The organism is Luteibacter sp., from assembly GCF_051958795.1.
Classification (GTDB): domain Bacteria; phylum Pseudomonadota; class Gammaproteobacteria; order Xanthomonadales; family Rhodanobacteraceae; genus Luteibacter.
In genome coordinates this window covers 1-11,089 of the sequence record NZ_JBQCFT010000355.1, presented here as the reverse complement: position 1 = coordinate 11,089, position 11,089 = coordinate 1, and the positions used below count along the sequence as shown (strand labels likewise).

General features: G+C 67.5%; 13 protein-coding genes. 10 read left to right on the top strand and 3 right to left on the bottom strand.

Annotated features, from left to right (window positions below; genetic code table 11):
* Positions 1–299: peptidase C13 (locus ACTHLF_RS18900; protein WP_440329411.1), on the bottom strand; the 299-nt coding region annotated here is incomplete at its 3' end.
* A gap of 111 nt (positions 300–410) precedes the next feature.
* On the opposite strand from ACTHLF_RS18900, the gene ACTHLF_RS18895 reads away from it, so the two are divergent.
* Positions 411–845: a hypothetical protein gene (locus ACTHLF_RS18895; protein ID WP_440329409.1), complete on the top strand. Its 435-nt coding sequence runs from the start codon at positions 411–413 to the stop codon at positions 843–845.
* A 47-nt stretch (positions 846–892) separates the two neighbouring features.
* On the opposite strand, the gene ACTHLF_RS18890 is transcribed toward ACTHLF_RS18895, so the two are convergent.
* Positions 893–2,425, bottom strand: coding sequence for a cation:proton antiporter (locus ACTHLF_RS18890; protein WP_440329407.1), 1,533 nt, complete (start codon positions 2,423–2,425; stop codon positions 893–895).
* 101 nt (positions 2,426–2,526) lie between these two features.
* On the opposite strand from ACTHLF_RS18890, the gene ACTHLF_RS18885 reads away from it, so the two are divergent.
* Both ACTHLF_RS18885 and ACTHLF_RS18880 read left to right on the top strand, forming a co-directional pair.
* Positions 2,527–2,841: a hypothetical protein gene (locus tag ACTHLF_RS18885; RefSeq protein WP_440329405.1), complete on the top strand. Its 315-nt coding sequence runs from the start codon at positions 2,527–2,529 to the stop codon at positions 2,839–2,841.
* Between the two features lie 93 nt (positions 2,842–2,934).
* Positions 2,935–3,240, top strand: a complete 306-nt coding sequence (locus ACTHLF_RS18880; RefSeq protein WP_440329404.1) for an antitoxin Xre/MbcA/ParS toxin-binding domain-containing protein — start codon at positions 2,935–2,937, stop codon at positions 3,238–3,240.
* On the opposite strand, the gene ACTHLF_RS18875 is transcribed toward ACTHLF_RS18880, so the two are convergent.
* Positions 3,237–3,944 carry a YdcF family protein gene (locus tag ACTHLF_RS18875; protein WP_440329402.1) on the bottom strand — a complete coding sequence of 236 codons (708 nt, stop codon included), beginning with the start codon at positions 3,942–3,944 and terminating at the stop codon, positions 3,237–3,239. The genes ACTHLF_RS18880 and ACTHLF_RS18875 overlap by 4 nt on opposite strands.
* A gap of 164 nt (positions 3,945–4,108) precedes the next feature.
* Between ACTHLF_RS18875 and ACTHLF_RS18870 the strand changes: the two genes are divergently transcribed.
* The 7 genes from ACTHLF_RS18870 to galE are packed head-to-tail and all read left to right on the top strand — an operon-like array spanning position 4,109 to position 11,080.
* Entirely contained in the window at positions 4,109–4,732 is a 624-nt protein-coding gene (locus ACTHLF_RS18870) for an XrtA/PEP-CTERM system exopolysaccharide export protein (protein ID WP_440329400.1), read from the top strand.
* Positions 4,733–4,772: 40 nt separating this feature from the next.
* The gene (locus ACTHLF_RS18865) at positions 4,773–6,305 is read left to right on the top strand and encodes an XrtA system polysaccharide chain length determinant (protein ID WP_440329398.1); all 1,533 of its coding nucleotides are present in this window, start codon (positions 4,773–4,775) and stop codon (positions 6,303–6,305) included.
* A 12-nt stretch (positions 6,306–6,317) separates the two neighbouring features.
* Complete coding sequence (locus ACTHLF_RS18860) at positions 6,318–7,076, top strand: polysaccharide biosynthesis protein (RefSeq protein WP_440329396.1); 759 nt, start codon at positions 6,318–6,320, stop codon at positions 7,074–7,076.
* A gap of 23 nt (positions 7,077–7,099) precedes the next feature.
* Positions 7,100–8,470 (top strand): outer membrane beta-barrel protein, encoded by a 1,371-nt coding sequence (locus ACTHLF_RS18855; RefSeq protein ID WP_440329394.1) that lies wholly within the window; start codon positions 7,100–7,102, stop codon positions 8,468–8,470.
* Between the two features lie 2 nt (positions 8,471–8,472).
* The gene (locus ACTHLF_RS18850; protein ID WP_440329393.1) at positions 8,473–9,249 is read left to right on the top strand and encodes a serine aminopeptidase domain-containing protein; all 777 of its coding nucleotides are present in this window, start codon (positions 8,473–8,475) and stop codon (positions 9,247–9,249) included.
* Positions 9,246–10,079, top strand: coding sequence for an alpha/beta fold hydrolase (locus tag ACTHLF_RS18845; protein ID WP_440329391.1), 834 nt, complete (start codon positions 9,246–9,248; stop codon positions 10,077–10,079). The genes ACTHLF_RS18850 and ACTHLF_RS18845 overlap by 4 nt, the downstream gene beginning before the upstream one ends.
* A complete protein-coding gene (gene galE / locus ACTHLF_RS18840) occupies positions 10,076–11,080 on the top strand; it encodes a UDP-glucose 4-epimerase GalE (protein ID WP_440329389.1) in 1,005 nt (334 codons plus the stop codon). The genes ACTHLF_RS18845 and galE overlap by 4 nt, the downstream gene beginning before the upstream one ends.
* Positions 11,081–11,089 lie beyond the last annotated feature (9 nt).

Below are 11,089 nucleotides of genomic sequence, written 5' to 3'. Positions count from 1 at the left end.
GACCACGTCGCGAACTGTCCTGCAAAGCACGTAGCCACCGGCGTAGCAGGTTGCACCGCCACATCGCTGGTCTGCCCCTTCGCATCGACCTTCGCGACCAGCGTGAACGCGCGCTTGTCCGCGGGCGCATTACTTGCGATGCAGCCTTTCAGCGCATCCGTCGCGGGGTTTCCGATCCGGTCCCACAGCTTCTCCTGCCAGGCCTTGCCATCGGGCTTCGCTTCCAGCGCTTTCGCGGCCTGCACGCGTGCGTCGAAACCGTCAGCACCGGCGAATGCGAAGATCAGGGCGAGCAGCATCAGGTGTCTCCGGAATGGGAAGGCCTGAGCCTAGCAGGCAGGCGGGGTATTCACATCGGGGGCGGTAGGGTCGGTGGTGTCGCGTGCATGCGCTAATCCTGGTGGACCATCATGCGTTATCCCCTGATGCTTGCCCTCCTTTTCATCGCCCCTGCCGCGTTTGCGCAGGCGTCGTCGCCTTCGCAGCCATCCATGCCGACGCATCCATCGGCGTCTTCGCCTTCCACCGCGCCATCGCAGTCGTCGCCGACGCAGACCTCGCCGACGCGGCCCAGCCAGCCTGCCACCTCGCCGCAGGCTCCTGCGAACCCGGCGATGGTGCCACCGCAGACGCCCACCTCACCGAATCCCGCATCGGCGCCGGTGCAGCCGGCCTCGGATGCCGGGGCGACGGAGCGTGGCCTTGCGCCGGTGAAGCCGGCGACGGGTGTGACGCCGAAGGTGAAGGACGCGGCGCACCACGACACCGATGCCGAGGGGCATACGCTGGATCCGCATGGGAAGCCGGTGGGGCAGGCGCCTGCGGTGCCTTCTACGGTGAGGTAAGGCCATCGCGCGCAAGCGCGCTCCCACAAGAGCTTAGGTCGTGTGGCTTAGCCTTCGACGATCTCGCGATCATCCGGCCGTGTCACCGCCAGCTCCGACCAGTCCAGCTCGTTCTCGAGCAGGTGGAACACGTCGTCCTCGATCTCGCCCTTGTTGCGCATCTCCAGCAGGCGTTTGCGTTTGGCCTGCAGGCCCCTGCGCTTCAGTTCCGACATGCGCGTGCCGGTGACCGGGTCGTGGCCGGCTTCGGCTTCACGGCGCGCGTCGGCGTAGTGTTCGCGGGTGCGTTGCGCGGCTTCGTCGGTTTCACCCTGGAGCGTCGCTTCCGCGACATCCAGTAGGGCAAGCCGTACCTTCGATGCATCGGCCTGCAGCGTGGCGTCACGATCGAAACGGAGGTACTTCACCAGCCACGCCAGCGTCGTGCCCTGGAAGACCAGCGTACCGACCGTGACGGCGAACGCGGTGAGCACGATGAGGTCGCGCTGCGGGAAGTTATCCGGCAGGCCGAGCGCGGTGGCCAGCGTTACCAGCCCGCGCATGCCGCACCATGCGACCACGAGGCCCTGTTGCGGCGTGGGATTGGGCTGGCTCTTGCGGAACGTGCGCAGCAGCACGTTGTAGAGCATGACCCACGCGAACCTCACCACGATGCACACGAGCAGCGCGGCGCCGGCAAACCACAGCGCGTGTTCCAGCTGCGGCCCTTGCAGCCGCGCCACGATGGTGCGGGATTGCAGGCCGACCAGCAGGAACGCGATGACGTTGGAAATGAAGACCACGGCCGCCCACACCGAATAGGCGTGCACACGATCGCGTGGCGGCGTCTCGCCCGGCAGCACGTGGGCGATCGTCATGGCGAAGGAGACGACACACAGGATCGCCGACACGTGCAGCGATTCGGCGATGATCCAGATGCCGAACACGCCGGCGAACTGCGAGAGGGTGGCGCTCAGGGTCCCGCGCAGTTCACGGGACAGGACGACGAACAGCCGGCCCAGCACCCAGCCAAGCAGGATCCCGCCAGGCACCGCGAGCAACAGCATCGGCAGCGTCCGGGCCAGGCCATCCGGGGCCATGGCCGTGCGCACGGCCACGCCGAAGATCAGCAGCGCGGAGGCATCGTTGAGCAGGCTTTCCGCCGTCAGCACCTGCACGGTGCGCCGCGGCAGGTTCAGTCGGGAGAGCATGGCCGTGGCGGCACCCGCGTCCGGCGGCGCGACGATGGCGCCCAGGGCGATGGCGGCGGCCAGCGGCATGCCGGCCCAGGCGACGCCGAGCCAGGCCACGGCGGCCGTGGTGAAGATGACCGCCACGACCGCCAGCGACACCGTGGGCAGCCAGAACCGGCGTAGCGTGCGCGGCGGCATGTCGAAGCCGGCATCGAGGAGCACCGGGGCGATGAACAGGACCAGGGCCAGCTTGGGGTCCATGGCGATATGCGGCGCCCAGGGCAACGCGGCCACGGCGGTGCCGGCGGCCGCCAGGATCGTGGGATACGGCAGGGCCAGGCGCCGCGACAGGCGCAGCAGGACCACCGCCAGCAGCGACAGCAGGATCATGCTTTCGAATAGCGCCATGGCTCCTCCCCCGGTCACGCCTGCGCCCATGCTACCCGGCTCGCATCGTTTTGCGACGGTGGGTTACCATCCGGCGCATGCCTTTCGACACCGGGGTGCCGATGAAACGACTGATCGCCGTGGCTGCCATTGCCGTCGCGCTAGCCGGTTGCCAGGGTATGGCGGCCAAGGTCTCGCGGCTGGAAGTCGGCACCTCGCGCGACGACGTGCTCGAGCGCCTGGGCCCGCCCGATTCCGACCGGAGCATCGTCGGCTACGAGGTCATGAGCTGGCTGGACCGCCGCCCGGGCCGGTTCTCCTTCTCCCATAAGGACTACACCGTTGTGCTGAAGGACGGGAAGGTCACCCAGTTTGGCCCCGGCCTTATCCGTCGCGACGGCAAGACCTCGCTGCAGATCGAAACCGGCGATCCGTAGCAACCGGCGGGAAGACGCATCAAGCCGATACAAGCGCGGCGGTGGCGCAGGGGACTAGGTTTTTCCCAACGCGCCTGACGGGAGATTCCCGCGATGCCACAGCCAAGCCCCCGACCGTCCCCGACGTTCGCCGACCTGTCGAGCGAACTGACCCGCCTGCACGATGCGCGCGAAGCCGCCATCGGGCGAACCCTCGATGCCCTGGAGAGCAGCCACCCGCCGCTCGCCCAACTCGTGCTGTGCTGTATCGGTGACCGTCAGCGCGCGGCGCGCTGGCTGGTGATGCCACAGCGGGCCTTCGCCGGCCGCAGCGCCTGCGACATGCTGGCGGATGGCGATGTGGAGGCCGTCTGGGACCAGGTCGTCTACAAGCAGTTCGGCCCGGTGGCGGCGGTCTAGATCCAGCCGCGCCGGGCGTAGATCCATAGCGCCGCGTACTCGCGGAGGCAGCGGGCGGTGAGGGTGAGCGCCTCGCGCCTTGGCAGCCAGCCCGCGGAGCGCGCCAGCAACGCGTGGTTATCGTCGTCGGAGGGTACGGGCGCCACGTGGATGCCCTCGTGGCGGAACGCGGCCGACGCACGGCGCATATGGATGGGTGAGGTCACCAGAAGGACGTTGCCGAGCCCGCCGGTCCGCAACAGCGCCGCGGCGTTGCGGGCGTTCTCGTGGGTATTCGCGCTGCTGGCCTCGACCCGCAGGTCAGCCAACGGGACGCCCGCGCGGCTATAACCACGGGCGAGTGCCCGGGCCTGGTCCCTGCCGGAGACCAGCATCAGCGGCGCATAGCCCGCCTGCCACAGGTTCAGGCCGACGCCCGCCCGCGTGGGTGTTTCGTTCCACTCACCGACAGGCAGCGCCCCGCCACCCAGGACCACGATCGCATCGGCGCGTGGGGTGCTGGCGACGGGTGCGCCCACCAGGCCATCGCGAAGACGCAAGGCCACGGCGGGCGACGAGGCCACCCAAATCCACGCGACCGCGAACGCGCCCGCGACGAAGGCGGCGCGCGGCTTGCGCGCAAGGACGCAGCCGCCGGCCAGCAGGCCGAGCAGCAAGGCCTGTACCGCGGGATGCAGCAGGCGCGAAAGCAGGTCTTCAAGCAAAGCCAACCGCTCCGGATTGAACGATTCGCGGGAGGGCCATCATCGCGCAAACCGCAGGTTTCCACCGTCGGTCAAACGGCATAGGCGGGCTGTCGGAATGGACGCGGGGCCCCGTAGAAATGACGATACCGGCCGAGTGAACACACAGGGGACGGGTCGTCATCATGAAGCGTTGGAATCGCATCGCCACCATCATCGCAGCCATCCAGCTGGCGGCCTGCGCCACCGGAGGCAGCACGCTCCCGCCACCGAAGATGGATGCCACCAATCCTGTCGTTGAGGCTTACCTCATCGGCGTGGACGACCAGTTGCAGATCACCGTCTGGCACAACCCGGACCTGAGCGTCAGCGTGCCGGTACGCCCGGACGGCAAGATCACTGTGCCGCTGGTCGGTGACATTCCCGCGGGTGGCCGCACCACCGACCAGGTGGGTGCGGAGATCCAGCAGAAGCTCGCGCAGTACATTCGCGATCCGCAGGTCGCGGTGATCCTCACCGCGCTGCGCAGCCATGAATACCTCTCGCGCGTTCGCGTCACCGGCGCGGTGCGCAGCCCCATCTCCATCCCGTACCGGCAGGGCATGACCGTGCTCGATGCGGTGCTGGCCGCGGGTGGCACCACGGAGTTCGCGGCGCCCGATCGCACCGAGCTGTACCGGCACACGGGCGAGGGCACCTCGCAGGCCTATTCGATCCAGCTGCAGAAGATCCTTCAGCAGGGCGACCTGGCCAACAACTACCCGGTGCAGCCGGGCGACGTGATCACTGTTCCGCAGCGCGCTTTCTGACCGACCGCCCGGCCCTGGCCGGGCGCAAGAGGATCAATCGATGAGTGGGGAAGTCGTTCCTTTCGCGGGCATGCTGCCCGCTTTGCTGGGTGAAGCACGCAGGCGCCGCCTCACCATGGGCATGGTGTTCGCGGCGATCGCGCTGGTCGCCCTGGTCGTGGGCATGCTGTGGCCCAAGAAGTACGAAGCGTCGGTGACGATCCTGGCGCAGGATTCCAGCATCATCACGCCACTGCTGGAAGGCGCGGCCTCCGCCACCGGTACGAAGAACCGCGCGGGTATCGCCCGCGACGTGATCTTCAGCCAGGCGGTCCTCGACAGCGTGCTCAAGGCGGGTGGCTGGGCCTCGTCCAACCCCACGCCCATCGAGCGCGACAAGCTGATCGAAGGCATCAAGGCGCGGACGAAGATCACCAACACCCGCGACAACCTGATCACCATCAGCTACTTCGATTCCGACCCGCGGCGCGCCTTCGAGGTGACCCGCGCGTTCGGACAGCGCTTCATCAGCGAAAGCCTGGCGTCGAAGCAGCAGGAGAGCCGCGAGGCTTACGAGTTCATCAACAGCCAGGTCGAGGCCTACCGCACCAAGCTCACGGATGCGGAAGACAAGCTGAAGGCTTACCGCGACGCCAACGCCGACGCGCGCCCTGGCAGCGAAACCGATACCAATTCGCGGATCAGCCAGCTGCGTACGCAGATCGAGACCAACCGCATGGATTACATGCAGAAGGTGTCGCAGGCCTCCGCGCTTAACTCGCAACTGAGCGGCGAATCCGAGGTGAACTCGGTGCAGACGGTAGGCGGCGTCTACCAGAGCCAGCTCGCCGACCTGCAGGGTCAGCTGGACAAGCTGCTGCTGAACTACACCGACGACTATCCGGACGTCATCCGCCTGCGCCACCAGATCGAGGACGTGCGCCGGCAGATGGCCTCGGCCGATGCCACGCGTGCCGTGGGCTCGGGCGTGCAGGTCGACCACAGCGTCGCGATGAACCCGGTGTACCAGCAGATGCGGATCCAGCTGGCGCAGACCCGTGCGGATGCCGCTGCAAGCGCGGCCCGCGTCGGGGCGAGCGAATCGATGCTGCAGGCCGAACTGGAGCGCAGCAAGCGTATCGCCAACTCCGAGAACGTCGTGGCCGAGCTCACCCGCGACTACAACGTGAACCGCGACGTGTACCAGGACCTGCTGAAGCGCCGCGAGAACGCGCGCGTGTCGATGAACCTCGACGCCGAGCAGCGCGGCCTGACGTTCCTGGTGCAGAACCCGGCGGTGATGCCGCTCGTGCCCTCGGGCCTGCGCTTCATGCACTTCGGCCTTGCCGGCCTGGCGCTCGCCTTCGCGGTGCCCATCGGCCTGCTGTTCATGGTGGCGCGCTTCGACCCGCGCGTGCGCTCCGTCGCCCAGCTCGAACGTGCCACGGGCTTCGCGGTGTTGGCCTCCGTGCCGTTCTACCCGACGCCGCGTGACCGCCGCCGCAGCCACCTGCACAACATGATGCTGGGCATGATCGTGCTGGGCGTGGCCATGGTGTACCTCCTCGTGATCTGGCTTCGCCTGAAGGGCTAAAGGACATTCGATATGGCCGTTAACAACATCGAGCTTGGCGACGTCGTCGCCACCGCCCACGACGAAGCCCACGCCACGCCGAACCATTCGATCGCGCGCATGCGCGACGAAGCCGGCGCACTCAGCCCGGTGGATTGCGAGCGCAAGCGGCTCATCCATCGCGAGGAGTCGGTGCGCCAGCAGTCCGATGCGTTCCGCGGTATCCGTACCCGGCTGCTTGAAATGGGTGGGGACAGCAACTTCATCACCCTGGTGTGCTCGGTGAGCCCGCGCTCGGGTGGCAGCTTCATCTCGCGCAATCTCGCCACGGCCTTCGCCTTCGATGAATCGAAGACCAGCCTGCTGATCGACTGCAACCTGCGTTACCCGAACCAGCACAAGGCGCTGGGCGTGGAGCCGGCGACCGGCGGCCTCGTGGATTTCCTCGAGCATCCGTCGCGCGGTATCGCTTCGATCATGTATCCGACGGGCGTGCCGCGGATGCGCGTGATCCCGGCCGGCAAGCCGCGTGAGAACAGCAGCGAGTATTTCTCGTCGTTCCGCATGCGCGCGGTGCTGGATTCGCTGCGCTGCCGTTACCCGGATCGCTACCTGTTCCTCGATGGCCCGCCGGTAAAGGGCGCGCCGGATGCCCGCATCCTTTCCGATCTCGCCGACTTCGTCGTGCTGGTGGCCGGGTATGGCCGCGATACGTCCGCGGCGATCAACCAGGCCGTTGCCAATTTCGATCCCGCCAAGCTCGCGGGCGTGGTGTTCAACGAGTCACCGTGAGCCTCGGCTCCAGGGGAGGGAACATGCCGGCAGTGAAGAGGCTCACCCATGCGGTGTTGCTGGCCCTGGCGTGCGCGGCACCAGCGATCAGCCAGGCCGGCACGCTCAATTACACGCTGTACGCCGGCCTTGAGCACAGCAACAACATTGCGCTCTCCCCGGATAACCCGATCAGCGAGAACGTGCTGACGCCAGGCGCCACGTTCCAGTTCAACCAGACGGGCTCCACGTTCCAGGCCAACGTGGCCGGCGCGTTCGAGTACCGCAAGTACCTGCAGAACCACTTCGATTCACAGACCCAGACCCAGATCGTGGGGCAGGGCAACTGGACGGTGATGCCGGACCGCCTCGATTTCTCCGTCGAGGATTATGCGGGCGTCCAGCCGGTGGACCAGCTCCAGTCCAATGCGCCGGACAACCAGCAGCAGACCAACGTGCTGGCGCTCGGCCCGACCCTGCGCATGCGCCTGGGCGATGCCACGCGCGCGCAGTTCGAGCTGCGCTTCATCAACAGCTATGCCTCGAAGGTGGACGAGTTCGATTCCAACCGCGGCCTGCTGGCGTTCCGCCTGTTCCGCGACCTCACGCCGACGGACACGATCTCCGGGAACCTCGAGTACCAGAAGGTCGATTTCGATAACCAGCCGAGCAGCGCGAACTACAAGCGCGAGGAAGCGTACCTGCGCTACACGAGCCAGCTGGCGCATTTCGATGCGGATGTCATGCTCGGCGGGACGAAACTGGACTTCAACGAGGGCCGGAATCGCTCGGCTCCTCTGTTTCGCCTGCAGATCGGCTGGCAGCCGACCTTGCGCAACGCACTCTCCGTGGCGGGTACGTACCAGTACGCCGACGCGGCCACGGATCTCATGACCTCGCCCTCGGTCTACGGGCTGGGCGCAACCGACGGCGCGGACCGCACCCAGGCGCTCGATCCGTTCGCCAACACCGGCGGACTCGGTAGCGGCAGCCTTTCTGGCATCGGTGTAGGCAGTGCGGTGATCGGCTCCGATGTGTACAAGGAGAAGCGCTTCGAGGCCACGTGGACCTGGAAGAGCGAGCGCCTGAACATCACGGTGTCGCCCGCCTGGAACAAGCTCAACTACATCAACCAGAGCACGTTCAACCAGACCGGCAAGGGTGTGAGCGCCGGCGTGGGGTACCGGATCAACCCGACCCTGACGCTGACCGGCTTCGGCACGTTCGACCGGCTGAAGTACGACACGCTCTCCCGCACCGATAACACGGTGCGCCTCGGGCTGGACCTCGGCCAGCAATGGAACCGCCACTGGAGCTGGCACGCCGCGGTCGCCCGCGAGCGCCGCACCAGTGACGCGGTGGGCCAGGACTATCGCGAAACCCAGTTCTTCATCGGCGTGGTGTACCGGAGGTAAGCATGCGTATCGACCCCGAACTGCCGTTCTTCTTCGGTGCCGATAGCGGGTTGTTCGGCATGTACCACGCACCGGCTTCGACGCCGCGGCGCGCGGTGCTGATGTGCCCGCCGCTGGGCCAGGAGCTGATCCGCACGCACCGGCTTTACCGCCAGCTGGCCCAGGCGCTCGCGGCGCAGGGCCTTGCCGTGCTTCGTTTCGACTACCACGGCACGGGTGATTCCGCCGGGGAGAGCACCGACGTGGACTGGCAGCGCTGCATCGGCGACGCCGTGACCGCGGCCAGCGAGCTCCGCTCACGCGCAGGCGTCGATCGCGTCGTCGCCTTCGGTGCGCGGCTGGGTGGCAGCATCGCGCTGGCCGCCGCTGATCGTGCACGTCTTGGCGAGGTAATCGCGTGGGATCCCGTGGTGGATGGCGATGACTACGTGAGCGCACTGGACGGGCTGCAGCACGCATTGCGCGAGGATGGCGACCGCTTCAACCAGCCGCGCACGCATGCCGATGTCGCCGAGCAGTGGCTTGGTTTCGATATCGGCGAAGGCCTGCGCACGCAGATCAAGGGCCTGCGCGTCGCTCCGCCGAATGTGCCCACCCTGGTCCTCGATTCGCTGCCGGCGAGCGCCGCCCCGCGTTGGGAGCACTTGCTCTCGCGGCGCGGCACCGTGGCGGCGATCAGCCCACCCACGCCGTGGAGCGACCTGCGCCGGCTCGAGTCCGCGATTCTTTCGCACCCCCTGATCCAGGCCGTCACTGGCCGCCTGACGGAGAACGCATGATGCGCGAGGAAGCGTTCCGTTTTGGCCGTGCCCGGCACCTCGTCGGTATAGCTGGCGTGCCCGAGGGCGCGCAGGGCGAGACCGGGGTGATTGTGCTCAACGCCGGCCTGGTCCACCGCATTGGCCCGTTCCGCCTGCACGTGGAGCTCACCCGCCAGCTCAACGCGGCCGGCTATCCCACCCTGCGCTTCGATCTTTCCACGCTGGGCGATAGCGGCGCTGCGGGTGGCGGGCTCACCCGTACGCAGCAGGTGTGCGCGGATGTCGACGACGCGATGAAGCTGCTGGCCGAGCGCGCCGGCTGCGAACGCTTCGTCCTCGTCGGCCTGTGCTCGGGCGCGCAGAACGCGCATACCGTCGCCGCCAGCGACCCGCGCGTCAGCGGCGCGGTCTTCCTCGATGGGTATGCCTACCAGACCCTGGGTTACAAGCTGCGCCACTACCTGCCACGCATGTTCGACGCGGCGCGTTGGGCGCGCTTCCTGCGCAGCCGTTCGGGTGGTGTCGTGACGGAGAAGCCGGCATCCGAGCCGGTGTTCTCGGTGGCGCCCGCGCCACGCGAGGAAGTGATCGCGGATTTCACCGGCATGGTGGGCCGCGGCATGAAGCTCTACCTCGTGTACTCCGGCGGCATCAGCTACTGCTTCAACCACGCACGGCAGTTCCGCGAGTGCTTCGGCAAGGTCATGGACCACCCGGGGGTGACGACGAGTTACCGGGCGGAAACCGATCACACCTACATCCTTACCGGCGACCGCGCGCGGCTCGTCGACGGCATCGGCGGCTGGCTGGCGCGGAACTTCCCGCCGACGGCGGGGAGGCATGCATGAGCACGGTCCTGGTAACGGGCGGCGCCGGTTACATCGGCAGCCATACGGTGCAACAACTGGTCGCACGCGGCGAACGCGTCGTGGTCATCGATAACCTCTCCACGGGCTTCCGCGAGGCGGTGCGTGGCGCGGCGTTCGTCGAGGGCGACGTCGGCGACTGCGCGCTGGTGGCGCGGACGATCGAAATGTACCGCGTGGACGCCGTGCTGCATTTCGCGGCGCATACCGTGGTGCCGGAATCGGTGAGCGACCCGCTCAAGTATTACGGCAACAACACCTGCAACACCCGCAACCTGCTGGCGTGCTGCGCGGCGGCGGGTGTCGACAAGTTCATCTTCTCGTCCACGGCGGCCGTTTACGGCGCCACGGACGATGGCGTGGCGGACGAGAACACGCCGACCCGGCCGATCAATCCGTACGGCACCTCCAAGCTGATGTCGGAGACGATGCTGCGCGACTGGTCGGCGACGGGCGCCATGCGCCACGTGATCCTGCGCTACTTCAACGTGGCCGGTTGCGATCCGGAAGGCCGGATCGGGCATTCCACGCCGCAGGCCACGCTGCTGATCAAGGTCGCTTGCGAACACGCCGTGGGCAAGCGCGATTGCCTCTACATCTACGGCACCGATTACGACACGCCGGACGGCACGGGCGTGCGCGATTACATCCACGTGGACGACCTGGCCGCCGCGCACCTGCGCGCCCTGGATCACCTGCGCGAGGGCGGCGAATCGCTCACCCTGAATTGCGGCTATGGCCATGGCTACAGCGTGCGTGAGGTCGTTGACGCCGTCGCCCGCGCGAGCGGGCACTCGCTGAACGTAGTGGAGCTGCCGCGGCGGCCGGGCGATATCCCGAACCTGATCGCCTGTAGCGACAAGCTGCGCGCGGTCCTCGGCTGGGAACCGTGCCACGACGACCTAGATTTCATCGTGCGCACCGCGCTGAGCTGGGAGCATCAGCTACTCGTAGCCACCGCGCCCGTCGCGTCCGTGGCATGACCCCCGGCT